This is a genomic window from Streptomyces sp. NPDC059355 (genome assembly GCF_042752335.1).
Lineage (GTDB): Bacteria > Actinomycetota > Actinomycetes > Streptomycetales > Streptomycetaceae > Streptomyces.
Genome location: NZ_JBHYXN010000025.1, coordinates 81,533 through 101,418, shown reverse-complemented (window position 1 = coordinate 101,418; position 19,886 = coordinate 81,533). Strand labels below are relative to the sequence as shown.

At 72.2% G+C, this 19,886-nt stretch carries 21 protein-coding genes; 11 read left to right on the top strand and 10 right to left on the bottom strand.

What is annotated here, in order from left to right; all coding sequences use genetic code 11:
• Positions 1–40: 40 nt before the first annotated feature.
• Entirely contained in the window at positions 41–1,054 is a 1,014-nt protein-coding gene (locus ACFXGI_RS23625) for an AraC family transcriptional regulator (protein ID WP_384709935.1), read from the bottom strand.
• A gap of 129 nt (positions 1,055–1,183) precedes the next feature.
• Between ACFXGI_RS23625 and ACFXGI_RS23620 the strand changes: the two genes are divergently transcribed.
• Together ACFXGI_RS23620 and ACFXGI_RS23615 are read left to right on the top strand one after the other, a co-directional pair.
• Positions 1,184–2,917: an AMP-dependent synthetase/ligase gene (locus tag ACFXGI_RS23620; RefSeq protein ID WP_384709932.1), complete on the top strand. Its 1,734-nt coding sequence runs from the start codon at positions 1,184–1,186 to the stop codon at positions 2,915–2,917.
• 40 nt (positions 2,918–2,957) lie between these two features.
• Entirely contained in the window at positions 2,958–3,641 is a 684-nt protein-coding gene (locus ACFXGI_RS23615) for an alpha/beta fold hydrolase (protein ID WP_384709929.1), read from the top strand.
• 3 nt (positions 3,642–3,644) lie between these two features.
• Here the strand turns inward: ACFXGI_RS23615 and ACFXGI_RS23610 are convergent, their stop codons facing one another.
• The 3 genes from ACFXGI_RS23610 to ACFXGI_RS23600 all read right to left on the bottom strand — a co-directional run bounded on the left by ACFXGI_RS23610 (position 3,645) and on the right by ACFXGI_RS23600 (position 5,716).
• On the bottom strand, positions 3,645–4,121 hold the full coding sequence (locus ACFXGI_RS23610) for a hypothetical protein (RefSeq protein WP_384709926.1): 477 nt from the start codon (positions 4,119–4,121) through the stop codon (positions 3,645–3,647).
• Between the two features lie 124 nt (positions 4,122–4,245).
• Positions 4,246–4,719 (bottom strand): carboxymuconolactone decarboxylase family protein, encoded by a 474-nt coding sequence (locus ACFXGI_RS23605; protein WP_384709923.1) that lies wholly within the window; start codon positions 4,717–4,719, stop codon positions 4,246–4,248.
• A 100-nt stretch (positions 4,720–4,819) separates the two neighbouring features.
• Entirely contained in the window at positions 4,820–5,716 is an 897-nt protein-coding gene (locus tag ACFXGI_RS23600) for a MerR family transcriptional regulator (protein WP_384709920.1), read from the bottom strand.
• A gap of 144 nt (positions 5,717–5,860) precedes the next feature.
• Here ACFXGI_RS23600 and ACFXGI_RS23595 point away from each other — a divergent pair, with 144 nt between their 5' ends.
• Positions 5,861–6,721 (top strand): GyrI-like domain-containing protein, encoded by an 861-nt coding sequence (locus tag ACFXGI_RS23595; protein WP_384709917.1) that lies wholly within the window; start codon positions 5,861–5,863, stop codon positions 6,719–6,721.
• A 13-nt stretch (positions 6,722–6,734) separates the two neighbouring features.
• On the opposite strand, the gene ACFXGI_RS23590 is transcribed toward ACFXGI_RS23595, so the two are convergent.
• On the bottom strand, positions 6,735–7,211 hold the full coding sequence (locus tag ACFXGI_RS23590; protein WP_384709915.1) for an SRPBCC domain-containing protein: 477 nt from the start codon (positions 7,209–7,211) through the stop codon (positions 6,735–6,737).
• 390 nt (positions 7,212–7,601) lie between these two features.
• Between ACFXGI_RS23590 and ACFXGI_RS23585 the strand changes: the two genes are divergently transcribed.
• Positions 7,602–9,296: a lytic transglycosylase domain-containing protein gene (locus ACFXGI_RS23585; protein WP_384709912.1), complete on the top strand. Its 1,695-nt coding sequence runs from the start codon at positions 7,602–7,604 to the stop codon at positions 9,294–9,296.
• A 189-nt stretch (positions 9,297–9,485) separates the two neighbouring features.
• Here the strand turns inward: ACFXGI_RS23585 and ACFXGI_RS23580 are convergent, their stop codons facing one another.
• Complete coding sequence (locus ACFXGI_RS23580; protein ID WP_030162033.1) at positions 9,486–9,689, bottom strand: cold-shock protein; 204 nt, start codon at positions 9,687–9,689, stop codon at positions 9,486–9,488.
• A 237-nt stretch (positions 9,690–9,926) separates the two neighbouring features.
• Between ACFXGI_RS23580 and ACFXGI_RS23575 the strand changes: the two genes are divergently transcribed.
• The 4 genes from ACFXGI_RS23575 to ACFXGI_RS23560 all read left to right on the top strand — a co-directional run bounded on the left by ACFXGI_RS23575 (position 9,927) and on the right by ACFXGI_RS23560 (position 14,752).
• Positions 9,927–10,790, top strand: a complete 864-nt coding sequence (locus tag ACFXGI_RS23575) for a menaquinone biosynthetic enzyme MqnA/MqnD family protein (protein ID WP_384709909.1) — start codon at positions 9,927–9,929, stop codon at positions 10,788–10,790.
• A gap of 241 nt (positions 10,791–11,031) precedes the next feature.
• The gene (locus ACFXGI_RS23570) at positions 11,032–12,822 is read left to right on the top strand and encodes a protein kinase (protein ID WP_384709906.1); all 1,791 of its coding nucleotides are present in this window, start codon (positions 11,032–11,034) and stop codon (positions 12,820–12,822) included.
• Positions 12,823–12,894: 72 nt separating this feature from the next.
• Positions 12,895–14,094 carry a cyclic dehypoxanthinyl futalosine synthase gene (mqnC, locus tag ACFXGI_RS23565; protein WP_384709903.1) on the top strand — a complete coding sequence of 400 codons (1,200 nt, stop codon included), beginning with the start codon at positions 12,895–12,897 and terminating at the stop codon, positions 14,092–14,094.
• A 7-nt stretch (positions 14,095–14,101) separates the two neighbouring features.
• A complete protein-coding gene (locus ACFXGI_RS23560; RefSeq protein ID WP_384709900.1) occupies positions 14,102–14,752 on the top strand; it encodes a hypothetical protein in 651 nt (216 codons plus the stop codon).
• Here ACFXGI_RS23560 and ACFXGI_RS23555 read toward each other — a convergent pair.
• From ACFXGI_RS23555 to ACFXGI_RS23545, 3 genes are all read right to left on the bottom strand, one after another.
• Positions 14,718–15,026, bottom strand: a complete 309-nt coding sequence (locus tag ACFXGI_RS23555) for a response regulator transcription factor (RefSeq protein ID WP_384709897.1) — start codon at positions 15,024–15,026, stop codon at positions 14,718–14,720. The two genes, ACFXGI_RS23560 and ACFXGI_RS23555, sit on opposite strands and share 35 nt — an antisense overlap.
• A gap of 69 nt (positions 15,027–15,095) precedes the next feature.
• Complete coding sequence (locus tag ACFXGI_RS23550; protein ID WP_384709894.1) at positions 15,096–15,449, bottom strand: DUF3152 domain-containing protein; 354 nt, start codon at positions 15,447–15,449, stop codon at positions 15,096–15,098.
• Entirely contained in the window at positions 15,434–16,012 is a 579-nt protein-coding gene (locus tag ACFXGI_RS23545; RefSeq protein ID WP_384709891.1) for a hypothetical protein, read from the bottom strand. Before ACFXGI_RS23545 ends, ACFXGI_RS23550 begins: the two co-directional genes overlap by 16 nt.
• A 199-nt stretch (positions 16,013–16,211) precedes the next feature.
• On the opposite strand from ACFXGI_RS23545, the gene ACFXGI_RS23540 reads away from it, so the two are divergent.
• Both ACFXGI_RS23540 and ACFXGI_RS23535 read left to right on the top strand, forming a co-directional pair.
• Positions 16,212–16,907, top strand: a complete 696-nt coding sequence (locus ACFXGI_RS23540) for a demethylmenaquinone methyltransferase (protein ID WP_229337115.1) — start codon at positions 16,212–16,214, stop codon at positions 16,905–16,907.
• Positions 16,908–16,913: 6 nt separating this feature from the next.
• The gene (locus ACFXGI_RS23535) at positions 16,914–17,825 is read left to right on the top strand and encodes a glutaminase (RefSeq protein ID WP_384709888.1); all 912 of its coding nucleotides are present in this window, start codon (positions 16,914–16,916) and stop codon (positions 17,823–17,825) included.
• A 106-nt stretch (positions 17,826–17,931) separates the two neighbouring features.
• On the opposite strand, the gene ACFXGI_RS23530 is transcribed toward ACFXGI_RS23535, so the two are convergent.
• On the bottom strand, positions 17,932–18,468 hold the full coding sequence (locus tag ACFXGI_RS23530) for a GNAT family N-acetyltransferase (protein WP_384709885.1): 537 nt from the start codon (positions 18,466–18,468) through the stop codon (positions 17,932–17,934).
• Between the two features lie 97 nt (positions 18,469–18,565).
• Between ACFXGI_RS23530 and ACFXGI_RS23525 the strand changes: the two genes are divergently transcribed.
• Positions 18,566–19,849 carry a geranylgeranyl reductase family protein gene (locus ACFXGI_RS23525; protein WP_030162011.1) on the top strand — a complete coding sequence of 428 codons (1,284 nt, stop codon included), beginning with the start codon at positions 18,566–18,568 and terminating at the stop codon, positions 19,847–19,849.
• The last annotated feature ends 37 nt before the right edge of the window (positions 19,850–19,886 follow it).

Below are 19,886 nucleotides of genomic sequence, written 5' to 3'. Positions count from 1 at the left end.
GGCGGCCGGCGCTACTTCGCGGACCTCCCTGGCCGGACGACTACGGCGCGCCCGACGCGATCCTGTACGCCCCCGGCGTCGTGCCCGTCCAGCGGCGGAACGCGCGGTGGAAGGCCGTGTCCTCCGAGAAGCCGAGGCGGGCCGCCAGCTCCGCGATCGGCTCGCCGCTCTCCGCCAGCCCCGCGATCGCCGCGTCCCGCCGTACGTGGTCCTTCAGCTGCTGGAACGACGTGCCCTCCTGCCGGAGCCGGCGCCGCAGCGTCGCCGGGGACACCGCGAGGCGCGCCGCCACCTCCCCCAGCGCCGGCAGCCGCGGCGAGGTCCGCAACTGCCCCGCCAGGGCCCGGCGGACCTGCTCCGCGACCGTCGTCCCGTACTCCGGCCGCGACAGCAGGTCGAAGGGGGCCCGCCGCAGCATCGCGTCCAGTGCCGCCTCGTCCCGTACGAGCGGTGCGGCCAGCCAGTGCGCGTCGAAGGCCGCCCCCGTACGGTCCGCCCCGAAGCGGACCGGGCAGTCGAACAGGATCTGGTACTCCGCCTCGTGCGGCGGCGCGGGGTACGCGAACGCGGCGTACGCCAGCGGGATGCGCCGCCCGATCAGCCAGCTGCTCAGCCGGTGCCAGATGGCGAGCACGCACTCGGTCAGGAAGCGCTCCTCGTCCCGCGCGAAATCGTTGCGCACCGTGAAACGGGCCTCCGCGCCGACGACCTCCAACACCAGTTCCGGGCCGCCCGCGAACAGGCCGTAGAAAGTCGCGGCACGCTCCACCGCCGCCCCGAGGTCCCGGCAGCCCAGCGAGGCGTGACACATCATCGCGAACGTGCCCGGGCGGCTCGGCACCCCCGACAGGCCGAGGAACTCGTCCTGCGTGGTCCGGTAGAGCGCCCGGAACAGCCGGGCGAACTGCGCCGGCGTGATCCGCGCCCGGTCGTCGCCGAGCAGCAGCGGCGGGATCTGCGCCTCCTGGAGCAGCGGCACGGTGTCGATGCCGCCCCGTGCCGCCCCCGCGAGCAGGGCGCGCACATGGTGCACGGTGATCGTCCGCCTCCCCATGGCTCCGACGGTAGCCCGGATGAGCGCTGCGGTCAGGGGGCATGACGCTTCCGGTCATGTCGCGCGGAGGGGTTGGCGCTCTAGCGTCGGTCCGACGTACGTCGTACGTACCCCAGGGAGGCGAACGCGATGGACGCTGTGCGACCGGAGACGCTGGCGGTGTTCACGGAGTGGACGGGGGAGCGGTACGGCGGCGAGAGCGCGATGCGCCACCGGGACCCGGGCGGCGGCTGGACCACCGTCACGTACGCCGAACTGCGCGAGCGCGTACGGCGGACCGGCCGGGCGCTGATCGGGCTGGGGGTCGGGCCCGGCGAGCGGGTGGCGGTCCTGGCCGAGACCCGCCCGGCGTGGACGTACACCCACTTCGGGGTCCTGGCGGCCGGCGCCGTACTCGTCCCGGTGTATCCGACGGCGGGGGAGGAGGAGCTGGCCTGGGTCCTCTCGGACGCCGAGGTGGTGGCCGTCGTCTGCGACGACGCGGCGCAGGCGGAGCGGGCGCAGGCGCTGCGGGCGAAGCTGCCGGCGCTGCGCGCGGTCGTGCGGATGGACGCGCTGCCGGGCCTCGAAGCGGCCCCGGAGGCGGAACTCCTGGAGCGGGCCCGGCGGGTGACCCCGGCCGCCGATGCGTCGATCATCTACACCTCGGGGACGACGGGCCTGCCGAAGGGCTGCCGCCTCACGCACGGCAACATGGGCGCCATCCAGGACGCGACACGCCCGCTGATCCACGGAGGACCGGGCGACTCCACGTACCTGTACCTGCCGCTGGCGCACGTGCTGGCCCAGCTGATCCAGTTCACGACCCTGCTGGAGGGCGGGGAGCTCTGCTACTTCGGCGGCCGGATCGAGGACGTGCTGTCCGAGCTGGCCGAGGCGCGGCCCACCCATCTCCCCTCCGTACCCCGGCTGTTCGAGAAGGTGCACTCGGTGGTGCTGTCGATGGCCGAATCCCAGGAGGGCGGCGCGCAGCGCTTCCGGGAGGCGGTGCGGATCGGGGTGCTCGCGGCGGAAGGGCGGCTGCCCGAGTCCGACCGGCCGGCCTGGGAGGAGGCGGAGAAGAACCTGTACTCGCTGGTCAGGAGCGCCTTCGGGGGTCGGCTGAACCAGGCGGTGACCGGCGCGGCGCCGATCGCCCCGGCGACCATGGACTTCCTGCGGGCCTGCGGGATCACCGTCTACGAGGGCTACGGCATGACCGAGACCGCCGGGCTGATCAGCATGAACCACGCGGAAGCCACCCGCCACGGCACGGTCGGCAAGCCCATCGCGGGCTGCGAGGTCCGCATCGCGCAGGACGGCGAGATCCTGGTCCGCGGGCCGATGGTCTTCCCCGGCTACCACGCCAACCCGGCCGCCACGGCGCAGGTGCTGGACGCGCAGGGCTGGCTGCGCACCGGGGACCTGGGGGAACTGGACGACGACGGGTTCCTGTCGATCACCGGGCGCAAGAAGGAGCTGATCATCACCTCGGCGGGCAAGAACATCACGCCGACGGAGGTCGAATTCGCCGTCCAGCGCTCCCGGTACGTCTCGCGGGCGGTCCTCATCGGTGACCGCCGGCCCCACCCCGTCGCCCTGATCACCCTGGACGCGGAGGAGGTCGCGGCCTGGGCGCGTCGCGAGGGCCTCGACCTGGCCCCGCCGGCCGCGGCCGCCCACCCCGCGGTCCGCGCCCTGGTCGAGGAGGCGGTCACGGCGGCCAACGCCACGGTCTCCCGCCCGGCCCGCATCCGCGCCTTCCACGTCCTGCCCGAGGACTTCACGGTCGAGGCGGGCACCCTGACCCCGACCCTGAAGCTCCGCCGCACGGCGGTGGCGCAGCGCTACGCGGCGGAGATCGGCGCGCTGTACGGGGACTGAGACCGCGGGCGCTGTCAGTGGGTCGGGCTACGGTGCCGCCATGGCGAACTACGTACTGGTGGCAGGCGCATGGCTCGGCTCGTGGGCGTGGGAGGAGGTGGCCGCGCCGCTGCGCGCGGCAGGGCACGAGGTCCACCCGCTGACGCTGTCCGGCCTCGCCGAACGCAGCGGCGTACCGGCCGGACAGCAGACGCACGTCCGGGACATCGTGGCCGAGGTGGAGCGCCTCGACCTGCGTGACGTGGTCCTGGTCGGCCACAGCTACTCGGGCATCCCGGTCGGCCAGGCCGCCGAGCGCATCGGCGACCGGCTGGCGCGGGCGGTGTTCGTGGACGCCAACGTCCCGGTGGACGGACGGTCGTTCTCGGATGGTTGGCCGGTGGAGGACGAGATCGCCGCCCACGGCGGCTTCTGGCCGCCCCTGACCGCGGCCGACTGCGCGGGCCAGGGCCTCACCGGGGAGCAGATCACCCGCTTCGTGAAGGGCGCGACCCCCCACCCGGGCGCCACCCTGACGGAATCGGCCGAGCTGGAGGCCCCGCTCTCCGAGCTCCCGGCGACGTACGTCAAATGCCTGCTGGACGGCGAGGACCCGGGCCCGGTCGTGAACGAGCTCCTGAAGAGCGAGCTCTGGACCCTGGTCCGCATGAACACCGGCCACTGGCCGATGTTCTCGCAGCCGGCGGAGCTGGCCCGGATCCTGGCGGCGGCGGGCACCCCCTAGCCGTCAGTCGCGCGCGTACGAGCCGAGCCCGACGAGGCGGGTCCCCCGGTCGAACGGGCTGGGGGCCGGCTCCTCGGAGGGCGGGGCGAGGGCGCCGGTGTCCGAGCTCACGGGCTGTGGGACGGGGACCGGCGGCCGGGTGGGGGAGGTGTACGAGGGAACGGGCGCCGGCGAGGCTGCGCCGTCACCGTCGTCGCCCCCGGTGTTCAGCAGGACCACGCCCACCACGACGGCGATGGCGACACCCAGCGCCACCAGGCACCCCCGCCCGTTCGACACGGGCGCCTGCGGCGCCGGCGCCCCGGCGACCCGGATCCGCACGAGCACCTCGCCCTGCCCGACCCGGGCCCGTACGAGGTCCCCGTCCCGGGAGGGCGGAATCCGCAGCCGGGCATGGCCCGTCGGCAGCGGCACGCTCAGGATCACCCCGTGGGCGGCCTGCTGCGGGGTGATCGTGATCGGTATCTCCGAAGACTCCACGGCGGCTCCACGGGGTGAGGGAATCGGCACGACGGACCCTCATCGAGTGTGCAGTGCGCGGGACTTGGGACGCAGTGGTTCCGCAGCGGTTCCGCCCGGGGAGCCGTAGGGGATCGGTCCGGGGTCAGCCGAACTGGCCGGGCTGGTAGCCGCCGGCCGGCTGCCGGACGAGCACGTTCATCCGGTTGTAGGTGTTGATCAGGGCGATGAGGGAGACCAGGGCCGCCAGCTGGTCCTCGTCGTAGTGCTTGGAGGCTTCGGTCCAGGCTTCGTCCGTGACGCCGCCGGCCGCGTCGGCGATGCGCGTGCCCTGCTCCGCGAGCTCCAGGGCCGCACGTTCGGCGTCGGTGAACATCGTGGCCTCACGCCAGGCCGCGACCAGATTGAGCCGCACCGCGTCCTCCCCGGCGTGCACGGCGTCCTTGTAGTGCATGTCGGTACAGAAGCCGCAGCCGTTGATCTGGCTGGCCCGCAGCTTCACCAGTTCCTGCGTGGCGTGCGGCAGGGTCGAGTCCGCGATGACCTTGTTCGCCGAGTTGATGTACCGCGCGAACTTGGCGGCGAGGGCGTTGCCGAAGAAGTCGAGCCGGGCGTCCATCGTCCTGATCTCCTTGCCGTGTGGGGCTGTTGCGCAGCACTGACGCAACAGCCCCAACGGACGCGCCGCCCCGCAGACACGGCCGGACGGCGCACGGGTCTCACCCGGCCGGCCGGCCGGCGGCTTCGGGGGCGGGGTCTGCCGGCTCGGGCCGGCCGTCGGCAGGCTCGTCCATGGGCCAGGCGATCTCCACGCGGTTGTCCGGGTGGTCCGGTGTCCCGGTCCACCGGCGGTAGACCATCCGGGTCGGGCCCGCGAAGACGAAGCCGTGCTCGGTGATCCACTCGGCGACGGCGTCGTACGCGCTGAGGATCTGCGGGAACGCGGCGGCCTCGCCCTCGACCTCCGTGCAGGCGAGGGCGGTCCCGGGCAGCTCGCGCACGGTCATGCCCTCGGGGAGGTCCGTGGGCTGCGCGCCGTCTTCCCAGAACGGCAGGCAGGCCTCGACGAGCGTCTCGTTCTCGTCGTCGCACACCCCGTGGAACCGGACGAAAGCGGGCCCGGTGAAGGTGAGCGGGCCGCGGCCGGCGACCGCGTACAGCTCCTGGTAGGCGACGCGGAGGAAGGCGTCGAGCCCGGAGTTGTCCAGGGTCGCCCCGCGGACGAGGATCCGTTCGGCGGCGCCCTGGCGGACGGTGACGCGGTGGGTCATCTCTGCTCCTTCGGCCAGTCGGCTCAACAGGCTGTGGACCACGGAGCGCTGCACCTCCAGCCGCCGCTCGGCCGTCCGCAGATGCGCCCGCAGGGCGGCGCCGATCCCCTCCTCGCCGCCGCCGAGCAGCCGGCGCACCTCCTCGACCGGGATGTCCAGCTGCCGCAGCGCCCTGATCGACTGCGCCGTACGCACCTGGTCACGCCGGAAGTACCGGTAGCCGCTGACCGGATCGACGAACGCCGGCAGCAACACGCCACTGGCGTCGTAGTGCCGGAGCGCGGTGACCGAGAGGCCGCTGGCCTGCGAGAACTGCCCTATCGGCAGCAGGTTTTTCCTGTCCACGGCATTGACTGTGCCGTCTCGCGTCACCCGAGAGTCAAGCCCGTCCCCGGATGGCGGCACCCGACCGGATCGGGCACAGGATGTCGGGTCCGCCAGGGTGGGTGCTGCCTAGCGTGGTGAGCGTAAAGAGGAAGGACACCGGACATGCTGGACCGGCTGAACCAGGCCATGGAGCACATCGAGCGCCATCTCGGCCAGGCGATCGAAGCGGACGAGCTGGCCCGCATCGCGGCCACCTCGGAGTACCACCTGCGCCGGATGTTCTCGGCACTGGCGGGCATGCCGCTGTCGCAGTACGTACGGCGCCGCCGGCTCACCCTCGCGGGCGCCGAAGTGCTCGCGGGGAACGCGACGTTGCTGGACATCGCGGTGCGCTACGGATACGGCTCGGGCGAGGCGTTCGCCCGGGCGTTCCGTGCCATGCACGGCATCGGACCCGGCGAGGCCCGCCGCACCGGCGCAGAGCTCAGCTCCCAGTCCCGGATGTCCTTCCGTCTCACCATCGAAGGGAGCAGCAGCATGCGCTACCGCATCGTGGACAAGCCGGCCTTCACCGTCGCCGGGCCCAAGGCCCGGGTACCCCTGGTGCACGCCGGCCCGAACCAGGCGATCATGGACTTCGTCCGCCGGATCGACCCGCGGACACTGGAGCGCCTGGTGCGGCTCTCGGACCAGGAGCCGCACGGCATCGTCGCCGTCTGCGACGACCTGGACCCCGGCCGAGCCGAGGGCACCGAACTCGACTACTACCACGCCGTGGTCACGTCCACGGCCCCGCAGGGCACGACGGCCCTGGCCGTCCCGTCCGGCACCTGGGCGGTCTTCACGGCCTCCGGCCCGATGCCGCAGGCCGTCCAGGAGCTGTGGCGCGACGTGTTCACCGAATGGTTCCCGTCGAACGCGTACCGCAGCCGCTCCGGGCCGGAGATCCTCCGCGTCCGCCCGTCGGACGGGGCCGAGGCCGAGGCCGAACTCTGGCTCCCGGTCGAGCCCGAGCACCGCTGACCGGAGGAGCCCCTCACTCCTCCCCGGTCAGTGCCTCGTCCTGCTGCACCAGCACCTGCTCCCAGGCCACCACGTGCCGGTCCCGGGCGGCTTCGTCGTGGAACCCCGCGTGCGTCAGCCGGACGTGGGTGCCGATCGGGTGCGGGAGCAGCTCGACCGTGACCACCGTCTCGGCGCCCTCCGTGCCGCCCCGGCCCGTCACCCAGGTCAGCTCCACCAGCCGGTTCGGGACCAGGCGCAGGAAACGCCCGTAGTGGGGGTGCCTGGTCCGCGGGCCCTCCGGCTCCGGCGCGAACTCGGTCTCGAAGAAGAACGGCGCGTTCACCTCGGCCCGCATCAGGACCGAGCCGGGAGCCGCGAACCAGCGGTCGAACTCCTCGGTCCACCCCGCGTACAGGGTGTGCTCGGTGGCGATCATCGACCGCTCGACGGTCAGCTGATGGGGGCGGTCCGACAGATCGGGGACGCGGACCGGCTCGATGGTGGTCATGGCATCCCACCGTAGGACCGGTCGAGCCGGATCCGTCCGGGGCGCACCGCCCGCCCCTCCTTCTTTGGAACGTGCCCCCGTCCGCCTCCTCCCGCTCCGCGCGGAGCCGTTCGCGGGCCTCGTGCCGCCGGTCGCTCTTGGTACTGGTCGCCATGAAACCACCCCAAGGAGGCATGGGCGGTCATACCGTAGGTCTTCGGGGCCTTTCCGGTACGGTCCAACGTCCTTTGTGCGAACGGTCGTGAGGAGCCGGTGAAGCCGAGACGAATGGTGTGTCATATCTGCCGGGGCGCCGGTGAGTCGTGTCCGAATACCTGATAGACAGTGAATATCCACGGCTCGACCCGCCGTCGTATACCTTGTCGGCCGCCTTGGGGGGATCGCCGAACTGTGAAGCCGCTTCACCGTCACCTAGTCAACACCTCGCGCAAGGTCCTGTGCACGGCCGCGCTCGCGGCCAGCCTGACGACCGCCGCGGTGGTGAGCAACACGTCCACCGCCGACGCGGGCGAGTCCGAGCCCACTCCGGACAGCCCCCAGGCCACCGACCGCGGCGATGCCCGCCTCGATCTGCCCGACCCGCTCGCCGACCCCGCCGTACCGCCGACCGCGGGTGCGGGCGCCGGCGAGGGGGCCAGTGGGATACCCGCGACCGCCCTCGACGCGTACAAGCGTGCCGAGCTCTCCGTGGCCGCCGCGCTGCCCGGCTGCAAGCTGCCCTGGCAGCTGCTCGCCGGCATCGGCCGCGTCGAGTCCGTCCACGCCTCCGGTTACGGGCTCAAGAACGACGGCTACACCGAGAAGCCGATCCGCGGCCCGCGCCTCGACGGCAACGGCTTCGCCGAGGTCAAGGACACCGACAAGGGCGAGTTCGACGGGGACGCCGTCTACGACCGCGCCGTCGGCCCGATGCAGTTCATCCCGTCCACCTGGGCGACCTGGGGCGCCGACGGCAACGGCGACTCCAAGCGCGACCCGAACAACATCTACGACGCGGCGCTGGGCGCGGGCCTCTACCTGTGCGCGGGCGACCGGAACCTGTCGGACCAGGCGCAGCTCGACCGGGCGATCCTCAGCTACAACAACTCGCGCGAGTACGTGAACACCGTGGTCGGGTACATGCACCAGTACCAGAACGGTGCGGCCGGGGTGCCGAACCCGCCGGCCGGGAGCTTCCCGACGCCGCCCACGACGACGCTTCCCACGCCGAAGCCGACTCCGACCCAGACCCCGGCTCCCACGCCGAAGCCCAAGCCGACGCCTACCCCGACGCCGACCCCGACTCCCACGCCTTCGAAGCCGCAGGAGCCGCAGAAGCCCACGCCGACGCCGACCCTGGCCAAGCTGGAACTGCTCGGCAGCGCGGAGCTCAAGGCCGAGGCCGGGTCCGCGTTCACGGCGGTCCCGCGGATCAAGGCGGTGCTCAGCGACGGCAAGCCGGCCGCCGCGAAGCCCATCCTGTTCGAGCTCAAGGACGACAGCACGGGCTCCTTCATCGCCGCCGAGGGCAAGACCTTCCTCGTGGTCGAGACGGACTCCGAGGGCATCGCCGCCCTGCCCGGCCTGAAGGCCGGCGCCAAGGCGGGCGGCTTCACCCTGCGGGTGGCGGCGTACAACACCGAGGCGCAGCTGACGGTGAACTTCACCGGCACGGTCACGGCGAAGCCCGCCCCGGTCGCGGACAAGCTGGCCCGGACCGACGCCGGTTCGGACAAGCCGCTGGAGGTCGAGGCGGGCAAGAGCCTCAAGGGCCTGGAGGTCACGGCCACGGCGCAGGGCAAGGCCGCGGAGGGTACGCAGGTCACGGCCGGTCTCGTGGAGAAGGACGTCGAGCATGACGGCGCGTGGGTGCCCGTGGACCCGGCCAAGTCCAAGGGGCCCTGGTTCAAGGACAAGGACGGCGCCAAGGTGACGAGCCTGCTCCTGGCCCCGACCGGCGCCGACGGCAAGATCGCGCTGCCGGAGCTGTTCACCACGGACGTCGCCCCGGGCACGTACCACCTGCGCCTGATCACGAAGGACAACGTGGTCCTGGTCCTGGTCCTGGAGTTGAAGATCACGGCGGCCCCGACCCCGGCCGCGTAAGCGGTCCGGTCCGCACACGCACACGAACCGCCCCCGGTCACCGTCTCGACGGTGACCGGGGGCGGTCCGCTTTCGCCCGGCCCTCCACCCGGGAGGGAAAGGCAGGAGCCCCGCGACCTCCGCTCGCACGGAGGAGGCAGGGCTCCTTGGGTACTGCTTATCCAACCGCGATTAGGTTGGCCCAGGCGACTAGGCCGGGGTGACGTTCTCCGCCTGCGGGCCCTTCGGACCCTGCGTGACGTCGAAGTTCACCATCTGGTTCTCCTCGAGGGAGCGGAAGCCAGAGGCGTTGATCGCGGAGTAGTGGACGAAGACATCCGGGCCGCCGCCGTCCTGGGCGATGAAGCCGAAGCCCTTTTCAGCGTTGAACCACTTCACGGTTCCGGTAGCCATGAGCCCTCCTATGGGCCAAAGGGTCGCCCTGCTCCAGAACCTGCTAAGAAGTCTGAAAACTACAAAAGCCTGCGGGTCACATTCTCCGCAGGCCTCGTACTGCAAGGGAAACCAAACTGCAACTTGCGACGAGCCTAGCACGCACCATGTGGCGGAGACCAGAGGGAAAGATCACGTCACCCGGACGTTTGAGGCCCGCCCGAAGGCTGACGGAGACCCGGGGGCTAGTCTCGCGATGTGGACGTCTATCGCAGCCGGCCCCGCGTCGGCCACATTCAGTTCCTGAACTGCCTTCCGCTCTACTGGGGACTGGCCAGAACCGGCACGCTGCTGGACTTGGAGCTGACCAAGGACACCCCCGAGAAGCTCAGTGAGCGGCTCGTCCAGGGGGAGCTCGACATGGGTCCGATCACCCTCGTGGAGTTCCTCCGCAACGCCGACCAGCTCGTCGCGTTCCCCGATCTCGCGGTCGGCTGTGACGGCCCGGTCATGTCCTGCGTGATCGTCTCGCAGGTGCCGCTGGAGCAGCTGGACGGTGCGCGGGTCGCCCTCGGTTCGACCTCCCGTACGTCCGTACGCCTCGCCCAGCTGCTGCTTTCCGAGCGGTACGGGGTACGGCCGGACTACTACACCTGCCCGCCCGACCTGGGCCTGATGATGCAGGAGGCGGACGCGGCGGTGCTGATCGGGGACGCCGCGCTGCGCGCCTCGCTGCACGACGCGCCCCGGCTCGGCCTCCACGTCCACGATCTGGGGCTGATGTGGAAGGAGTGGACCGGACTGCCGTTCGTCTTCGCCGTCTGGGCCGCCCGCAAGGACTACCTCGCCCGCGAGCCCGCCGTCGTGCAGAAGGTGCACGAGGCCTTCCTCGACTCCCGTGACCTCTCCCTGGAGGAGGTCGCCAAGGTCGCCGAGCAGGCGGCGCGCTGGGAGGCCTTCGACGCCGAACTCCTGGAGCGGTACTTCACGACGCTCGACTTCCGCTTCGGGCCCGAACAGTTGGCCGGTGTAAGGGAATTCGCCCGCCGGACGGGATCGAGTACGGGCTATGCCGCGGATGTCGCGGTGGAGCTGCTGAACGGGGACGCCGCGCGCTGTTGATTACTTCGGGTGATCGTTTTAGCGGGCGGTAGCGGAGGTTCCGCACAGGACCCCGCCGGGCGGAAATGCCATTTCCCGGGAATTCCCCCTCTTTTCGCTTTCCTGCCAGAGGCCGGGAATAGGGACGGAGAGGGTGGAGCCCCGCCCGCCGGGGCGATGAGGCCCCTAAGGTTCAGTTGGCCGGTCCGGGACCGGCGATCAGTGCGCAGTGCTCAGGGGACCGACGGGGGAGGGGGACGCGATGCAGCCGCTCGAAGCCGGCGAACCGCGGACCATCGGCGCGTACCGGCTGCTCGGCCGGCTCGGCTCGGGTGGCATGGGGCGGGTCTACCTCGGCCGCAGCGCCGGCGGCCGGACCGTCGCCGTCAAGATCGTGCACCCGCATTTCGCCTCCGACGAGGAGTTCCGCGCCCGCTTCCGCCGCGAGGTCGAGGCCGCGCGCCGCGTCGGCGGCGAGTGGACCGCGCCCGTACTGGACGCCGACCCGGAGGCGGCCGTGCCCTGGGTGGCCACCGGGTACGTGGCGGGCCCCTCGCTCGGCGGCGCCGTGGCCGCCCACGGGCCCCTTCCGGAGGCCTCCGTGCGGGCCGTCGGCGAGGGCCTGGCCCGGGCGTTGGCGGCCGTGCACGGGCTCGGCCTCGTCCACCGGGACGTGAAGCCGTCGAACGTGATGCTGACCCTCGACGGTCCCCGGCTCATCGACTTCGGGATCGCCCGGGCCACCGACGGGACGGCCTCGCTGACCTCCACCGGCGTCTCCATCGGCTCCCCCGGGTACATGTCCCCCGAGCAGATCCTGGGCAAGGGGATCACCGGGGCGGCCGACGTCTTCTCGCTCGGCGCCGTACTCGCCTTCGCGGCGACCGGACAGCCGCCGTTCACCGGGGACAACTCGGCGACCCTCCTCTACAAGGTGGTCCACGAGCCGCCGGACCTCGACGCGGTCCCGGCCGGCCCCCTGCGCGATCTGATCGCGGCCTGCCTGGCCAAGGCGGCCGCCGACCGGCCCGCCCCGGCGGCGATCGCGGTGGCGCTCGCCGGCGCGCTGCGCGCCCCCGGCTGGCTCCCCGCGCCGGTCGTGGAGGAGGCCAGCCGCGCGGCGATGGCCCTGCTGGACCTGGAGGCCGCTCCGCCGGGCCCCGCGCAGGGATCCGGGCCGGTGCCCGCCTCCGAATCCGCTTCGGGGCCGGTGCCGTTCACGGCCTCCTCGTACGGGGGACCCGCGGTCGGTTTCGGAGCGCCGGACCCCTCGTACGGGAGCGCCGCCGTCTCCGGCGCCGGCGGGGCGGGTCCCTCGTACGGGCCCTACGGGCCGCCGCCGACGGATGCGGCACACAGCCCCACCGAGACCGCCGGGGGCGGGGTGCCGCAGCCGCGGACCTCCCCCGACCAGGCGCGCCAGGTCAGCTTCAGCGCGGCCGGGCGGCGCTTCAGCTGCTCGCTGGTCCTCGCCGCGACGGCCGTCCTGGCCGTGCTGTCCGGCGGCGGCCTGTACGAGCTGGGGCTGCTCCCCGGCACCGGCGGCGAGCACGCGTCGGGCGACACCGCCGCCCGGCCCCCGTCGACGACGGCCTCCGGCACCCCGGCCCCGAAGGAATCGGCCACCCCCTCGGGCACCCCGTCCGGCACGCCCTCGACGACCAAGCCCTCGACGGGGTCCACCGGCACCCGGGGCGACGTCCCCAAGGAGCTCACCGGCACCTGGAAGGGGACGGTCACCACCGCCCGCGCGGGGGTCTCCAGCGAGTTCGAGATCACCATCAAGGGCGGCAAGGTCGGCGAGATCGTCGCCCGGGACAAGTCGATCCTCCCGGTCTTCGGCACCGACTGCAGCGGCGACTGGAAGCTGGCCTCCGCCACCGACCGCTCCCTCGTCCTGGACACCGCGGGCGGCCCCAACCCGGCACCCGGCATCTGCTCCAACGGGTCCGCCGACGAGCGCTTCACCCTCAACGCCAACGGGACGCTCCACTACAAGTCGGGCGACGGTCCGGCCGGAAACCCCGAAGGCGACCTGACCCGCATCCCCTGAAAGCCGTCGACGGGCCCTGGCGTAGGCTGGATCGGTCCGTACCTCTTGACACCGCCGAAAGGTGACGCACCGGTGACCGACCAGGCCGCTCTCCAGTCTGTCCTCGACCGCGCCGCCGCAGGGGGCCGGATCACCAGGGAAGAGGCGCTCGACCTCTACCGGAACGCCCCGCTGCACGCGCTCGGACAGGCCGCCGACGCGGCGCGCCGCCGCCGCTACGCCGGCACCGAGCACATCGCGACGTACATCATCGAGCGCAACATCAACTACACGAACGTGTGCGTCACGGCGTGCAAGTTCTGTGCCTTCTACGCGGCCCCGAAGGACACCAAGAAGGGCTGGTCCCGCGACCTCGACGACATCCTGCGCCGCTGCGCGGAGACCGTCGAGCTCGGCGGCACGCAGATCATGTTCCAGGGCGGACACCACCCGGACTACGGCGTGGAGTACTACGAGGAGCACTTCTCCGCGATCAAGAAGGCGTTCCCGCAGCTGGTCATCCACTCCCTCGGCGCGTCCGAGGTCGACCACATGGCCCGCATCTCCGGCGTCTCGGCGGAGGAGGCCATCAAGCGGATCCACGCGGCCGGCCTCGACTCCTTCGCGGGCGCCGGCGCCGAACTCCTGCCGGCGCGGCCGCGCAAGGCGATCGCCCCGCTGAAGGAATCCGGCGAGCGCTGGCTGGAGATCATGGAGATCGCCCACGAGCTGGGCGTGGAGTCCACCTCCACCATGCTGATGGGCACCGGTGAGACCAACGCCGAGCGCATCGAGCACATCGCGATGATCCGGGACACGCAGGACCGGACGGGCGGCTTCCGCGCCTTCATCCCGTACACCTACCAGCCCGAGAACAACCACCTCAAGGGCCGGACCCAGGCGACGGTCTTCGAGTACCTGCGCATGATCGCGATCGCGCGGCTCTTCCTCGACAACATCGCCCACATCCAGGGCTCCTGGCTGACCGTGGGCAAGGAGGCGGGCCAGCTCTCGCTGCACTACGGAGCGGACGACCTCGGCTCGATCATGCTGGAGGAGAACGTCGTCTCCTCGGCGGGCGCGAAGCACCGCTCGAACCGCCAGGAGATCATCGACCTGATCCGCAAGGCGGGCCGCGTCCCGGCGCAGCGCGCCACGACGTACGAGCACCTCCTCGTGCACGAGGACCCGGCGAACGACCCGGTCGACGACCGCGTGGTCTCGCACATCTCGTCGACGGCGATCGAGGGCGGTACGGCGCACCCCGAGCTGAAGCTCATCTCGACGAACTGACGCGCCCGTGCTGACGCTTCACACCGCCGACGTCCTCCTGTCCGGGCCCGGCCGCACGCCGCTGCCCGCCGGGGCGGTCCTGGTCGAGGGCGACCGGATCGCCCGGGTGGGCCCGTACGAGGAGGAGGAGCTCGCCGCGGCCTGGCCGCACGCGCGGGTCCGGCGCTGGCCCGGGGTGCTCACCCCGGGGCTGCTGGTGCGCGGCGCGGACGTGCTGCTGGAGCGGACGTACTACCCCGACGACCCGTACGAGAGCGCAGAGCTCGGGGCCGACCCGATCAGCGGCGCCGAGGCGCTCGACGCCCTCGGGCCGACCGAGTCCCGCTGGGGCAGCAGCGCCCGCCGGGCCACGCAGAAGCTGCTGGCCCGCGGGGTGGTGGCGGTGGCCGGGAAGCTCACCGTCCCGGCGGTCCGCACGGCGGTGGTCCGCTCGGGACTGACGCTCCTGCCGCCGGCGCCCGCAGGCGGGACCCCCTCGCTGGACCCCTTCGCCGGCCGCGCGTCGGCCGAGGAGGCCTTCCACGGGGCACTCGACGCGGGCGCCCCGGCCCGCTTCGCGGTGTTCGCCGTGGCCGGTCCGGCGGAGCTCCTCACGCAGGGCGCGACCACCTGCGTGGCCACGGTCACAGGCGGCCGCCTGCTCCACCGCCGCCGCTGAGCGGCTTGGGTCCCGCGGACTCCCGGGCCAGGGCGGCCAGGAGGCAGGCCTGGAGGCGGCTGATGCCGCCCAGCTTCGACCGTATGTTGTGGACGTGGAACTTGACCGTGCTGACGGACAGTTGCAGCTCGCCCGCGAGCTCCGCGTTCGAGGCGCCGGTCGCCAGGCACAGGAACACGGCCGACTCCTGCTCGGTGAGCTGGGCCTGCGGCCGTACTTCCTGTTCGCCGCGGGGCGGAAACCAGACGGGGACGTTGAAGCTGACGACGCGCACGGTTTCCACTCCTCGCCCCCGGCCGGGGACCGAGTGGTCAACTCGTCCGGCCCGTCGGATCTCTCTGCCCTATGGGACGGGTGGTCCTGACAGGTAGGTTCCATTTCCGTCGAACGGCCAGGCATTCGCCGTGCAGCCGAGCAGCCCCTTGATCTGCTGCATCATCGCCGGAGCGGGCTTTCCGGGGCCCGGGCAGGTCTCGTGGTCGTGGCCCAGCTCGTGGCCCACCTCGTGGTTGACGATCAGCGCCCGGTACTCCTCGACAGCCCCCTTGAACTGCGGAGATCCCTCGAGCCAGCGCTTGAGGTTCACCACGACGGTGTGACCGGCCCGGCAGTTCGTCTCGCCGATGAGCTCCGGGGTGACCACCTCGCACAGCCGGTCGGTGGTCGTGGGTGTGGCGATCTTCACGGTGAAGTCCACCGGCTGGCCGGCCCCGACGAGCTGGAAGCCGTACGCCGGGTCCTTGATCCAGCCGCGCGGTCCCCGAGGATCTTCTCCACGGACTGCGCGGCGGCGTTCGCCTCGACCCCGCTGCCCTCCTCGACCTCGATCCGCCACTTGCGGGCGGTCCCCTTGCCCTGCGGCTGCCCCGAGCGGGAGGAGGCCGCGAAGGTGCCCGGGCCGGACTGGGGGGTCTTGCCCGCGGTCGGTCCGCCGCCGCCGGGCTTGGAGGCGTCGGCGGAGGGTTCCCCGGATGCGGCGGACCCGGCGGAGGCCGAAGGGGACGCGGTCGAGGCGGCGGGATCCCCGGCGGGCGTGCCGGAGGCGGCACCGGGCGTACCCGAGGGCGGCGCGGCCACGGAGTCGGCGGCGGAGGAGGCGTCGTCGAGCGGAACGACCGCGTACGCGGTCGCCGCGAGGGCGACCACCGCGGCCGATCCGAGGAGCGTGCGGTGGAGCCGCTTGCGCCGCTCGGCCCGCCGCTGCGCGCGGGGGCCGAGACGGGTACTTCGACCGTGACCGGTGGGTTGGCCTGCCGGCATCGTGGAGCCCTTTGTTCGTGAATATCGTCTTTCGGTAGGCCTTGTTCAGGCCATGGTCGCCAGTCAACGCGGACGCGCGTGCTCCGCGTAACTGTCCATCGGGCCAGTTGTGCCCCCGGCGGTGGTGCCCGGTGCCGCCTGCGAGAATGGCCCGGTATCAGCCCACCCGTACCGCACCGCACCTGAGGGGCCAACGCCAGTGACCCGCGCTTCCCTGGACAAGCAGCCGCACGAAGTCGCCTCCATGTTCGACGGTGTGGCGGCGAACTACGATCTCACCAACGACGTCCTCTCCCTCGGGCAGGCCCGTCTGTGGCGCAAGGAGGTCGCCAAGGCGGTCGGTGCGCGCCCCGGGCACAAGGTGCTGGACCTCGCCGCCGGGACCGCGACCTCCTCGCTGCCCTTCGCCGCGACGGGCGCCTACGTCGTCCCCTGCGACTTCTCGCTCGGGATGCTCCGCGAGGGCAAGAAGCGGCACGCCTGGCTGCCGCTGACCGCGGGCGACGCGACGAAGCTGCCGTTCAAGGACGACGTCTTCGACACGGTGACGATCTCCTTCGGGCTGCGCAACGTGCAGGACACGGACGCGGCGCTGCGCGAGCTGTACCGGGTGACCAAGCCGGGCGGGCAGGTCGTGATCTGCGAGTTCTCGCAGCCCACGTGGGGCCCTTTCCGGACGGTGTACATGGAGTACCTGATGCGCGCCCTGCCGCCGGTGGCCCGTGCGGTCTCCTCCAACCCCGACGCGTACGTGTACCTCGCCGAGTCGATCCGCGAGTGGCCGGACCAGCCGGCGCTGGCCGGCCTGCTGCAGAAGGCCGGCTGGTCGAAGGTGGCCTGGCGGAACCTGAGCGGCGGCATCGTGGCGCTGCACCGCGGCGTCAAGACGGCGTAGCGGGCCGTGGACTACCAGCCCCTCCTGGAGCAGATAGCGGCGGACGTCGCCCCCCTGGTGGGCGGTGGCACGCCGGCCGAGTACATCCCGGCGCTCGCGTCGGTGGACCCGGGGCAGTTCGGGATGGCCGTCGCCGATCTCGACGGGAACGTGTACGGGGTGGGGGACTGGCAGGTTCCGTTCTCGGCCCAGTCGATCACGAAGGTCTTCGCGCTGGCCCTGGCGCTGGCCGAGGGCGGCGACAGCCTGTGGGAGCGGGTCGGCCGGGAGCCGTCGGGCAACCCGTTCAACTCGCTGGTGCAGCTGGAGTACGAGAACGGCATTCCGCGCAATCCGTTCATCAACGCGGGCGCGCTGGTGGTCACGGACCGGCTGCAGACGCTGACGGGCGACGCGAGCAGCGAGCTGCTGAAATTCCTCCAGGAGGAGAGCGGGAACCCAGAGCTGGGCTTCGACGCGGAGGTGGCGGCCTCGGAGCACGAGCACGGCGACCGCAACGCCGCGCTGGCGCACTTCATGGCCTCGTACGGGAACATCGACAACCCCGTGCCGACGCTGCTGGACCACTACTTCTGGCAGTGCTCGATCGAGATGAGCTGCGCCGATCTGGCGCGGGCGGCGCGCTTCCTGGCCCGGCACGGGCTGCGGACGGACGGGTCGCGGCTGCTGACGCGGAGCGAGGCGAAGCAGGTCAACGCGGTGATGCTGACCTGTGGGACGTACGACGCGGCAGGCGAGTTCGCGTACCGCGTCGGCCTCCCCGGCAAGAGCGGCGTGGGCGGCGGGATCGTGGCGGTGGTCCCGGGCGTGTGCACGCTGGCCGTCTGGTCACCGGGCCTCGACCCGCACGGCAACTCCGTCGCGGGCGTGGCCGCCCTGGACCGCTTCACGACCCTGACCGGCCTGTCCGTTTTCTGACGCGCCGCTCGCACGGCTCGGCCCTGGCGGGCCTCACCGGCTTCGCGGCGCTGCGCCGGACTCCGCCGTCGGCCGGGAGCGGAATTCCGCGTGCGCCCGGCGGGGGCTACCCCGCGGCCAGTACGAGCTCGTAGCGGCGGCCGTAACTGCGGCCGTTGGGGAGCAGGAAGCGCTCCGCCAGGGTCATGCCCAGGCGTTCCGCGACGGCGATCGAGCGGCGGTTCTCGTCGTTGATCATCGCCACCACCTGCCCGAGCCCCGCCGCGCGTACGCGCTCCAGCGTCGCCAGGGCGGCCGCGTACGCGTAGCCCTTGCCCCACGCGGAGCGGCCCAGGCGCCAGCCGATCTCGATCTCGCCGACCGGCCCCCACGCCTTCTCCTGCGGCCACGGCTGGGCGCCCGTGAAGCCGATGACCGCGCCGTCCGCGTCCAGCAGCGTCCACAGGCAGAAGCCGAGCTGCGCGTCGTGCATCCGCTGGCGCGCCGTGAACTCCTCGTACAGGGACAGCTCGGCGGGGCCGCCGAGGAACTCCATGACGTCGGGGTCGTCGAAAACCTCGTGCCAGGCCCGGGCGTCCTCGTCGGTCGGCACGCGCAGCCGGACGGTCGGGAGCGAGGCGGGCGAGGTGGGCGAAGCGGTCATCGGGGCAGCCCTTCGGTTCGTGATCTCTCTCGCTGCATAGACTGCACATGTCCCGTGCCGTTGGGCACCCCTTATCGAGCCTTCGGGAGACCCCGCAGTGACCGAGCCCCTCTCCGAACACTCCGCGGACGTGATCGTCGTCGGGGCCGGGCCCGCCGGCTCGACCACCGCCTACTACCTCGCCAAGGCCGGACTCGACGTCCTGCTCCTGGAGAAGACGGCGTTCCCGCGCGAGAAGGTCTGCGGCGACGGACTGACCCCGCGCGCCACCAAGCAGCTGGTGGCGATGGGCATCGACGTCTCCGAAGAGGCCGGCTGGCTCCGCAACAAGGGCCTGCGGATCATCGGCGGCGGCCAGCGCCTCCAGCTGGACTGGCCGGAACTCGCCTCCTTCCCGGACTACGGACTCGTCCGCAAGCGCGACGACTTCGACGAGACCCTGGCCCGCCAGGCCCAGAAGGCCGGCGCCCGCCTGTACGAGCGCTGCAACGTCGGCGAGCCCGTCCGCGATCCGCGCACCGGCCACATCACCGGCGTGCAGGCGAAGCTGGGCGAGGAGAAGACCCCGGTCACCTTCAGCGCCCCGCTCGTGGTCGCCGCCGACGGCAACTCCTCGCGGCTCTCGCTCGCGATGGGCCTGCACCGGCGCGAGGACCGTCCGATGGGCGTCGCCGTCCGCACGTACTTCACCTCGCCCCGGCACGACGACGACTACCTGGAGTCCTGGCTGGAGCTGTGGGACCGGCGCGGTGCGCAGGACCGGCTGCTGCCCGGCTACGGCTGGATCTTCGGCATGGGCGACGGCACGTCCAACGTCGGCCTCGGCATCCTCAACTCCTCCTCCGCCTTCCGGGAGCTGGACTGGCGCGAGGTCCTCAAGGCCTGGTGCGCCTCCATGCCGGAGGACTGGGGCTACACCCCCGAGAACATGACGCAGCCCATCCGCGGCGCGGCCCTGCCGATGGCCTTCAACCGGCAGCCGCACTACACCAAGGGCCTGCTGCTCGTCGGCGACGCGGGCGGGCTCGTCAACCCGTTCAACGGCGAGGGCATCGCGTATGCGATGGAATCCGGGCAGATCGCGGCCGACGTCATCGTGCAGGCGCACGCCCGGGCCACCCCGGCCCAGCGCGAGCTGGCGCTGCACAGCTACCCGAAGGTGCTCAAGGAGACGTACGGCGGCTACTACTCGCTGGGCCGCGCCTTCGTGAAGCTGATCGGCAACCCGAAGGTCATGAAGGTCGCGGCGCAGCGCGGCCTGACGCACCCGGTGCTCATGCGGTTCACGCTGAAGATGCTGGCCAACCTGACCGACCCGGCGGGCGGCGACGCGATGGACCGCATCATCAACGGCCTCTCGAAGGTGGCCCCCAAGGCTTGATCGGTCAAGGCCGGGTCGCTCGTCGGGTAATCGAGCG

Coding starts and splice junctions, on each gene's coding strand:
- ACFXGI_RS23625 (WP_384709935.1), bottom strand. CDS start 1,054: ATGGGGAGGCGGACGATCACCGTGCACCATGTGCGCGCCCTGCTCGCG.
- ACFXGI_RS23620 (WP_384709932.1), top strand. CDS start 1,184: ATGGACGCTGTGCGACCGGAGACGCTGGCGGTGTTCACGGAGTGGACG.
- ACFXGI_RS23615 (WP_384709929.1), top strand. CDS start 2,958: ATGGCGAACTACGTACTGGTGGCAGGCGCATGGCTCGGCTCGTGGGCG.
- ACFXGI_RS23605 (WP_384709923.1), bottom strand. CDS start 4,719: ATGGACGCCCGGCTCGACTTCTTCGGCAACGCCCTCGCCGCCAAGTTC.
- ACFXGI_RS23595 (WP_384709917.1), top strand. CDS start 5,861: ATGCTGGACCGGCTGAACCAGGCCATGGAGCACATCGAGCGCCATCTC.
- ACFXGI_RS23590 (WP_384709915.1), bottom strand. CDS start 7,211: ATGACCACCATCGAGCCGGTCCGCGTCCCCGATCTGTCGGACCGCCCC.
- ACFXGI_RS23580 (WP_030162033.1), bottom strand. CDS start 9,689: ATGGCTACCGGAACCGTGAAGTGGTTCAACGCTGAAAAGGGCTTCGGC.
- ACFXGI_RS23570 (WP_384709906.1), top strand. CDS start 11,032: ATGCAGCCGCTCGAAGCCGGCGAACCGCGGACCATCGGCGCGTACCGG.
- ACFXGI_RS23545 (WP_384709891.1), bottom strand. CDS start 16,012: ATGCCGGCAGGCCAACCCACCGGTCACGGTCGAAGTACCCGTCTCGGC.
- ACFXGI_RS23530 (WP_384709885.1), bottom strand. CDS start 18,468: ATGACCGCTTCGCCCACCTCGCCCGCCTCGCTCCCGACCGTCCGGCTG.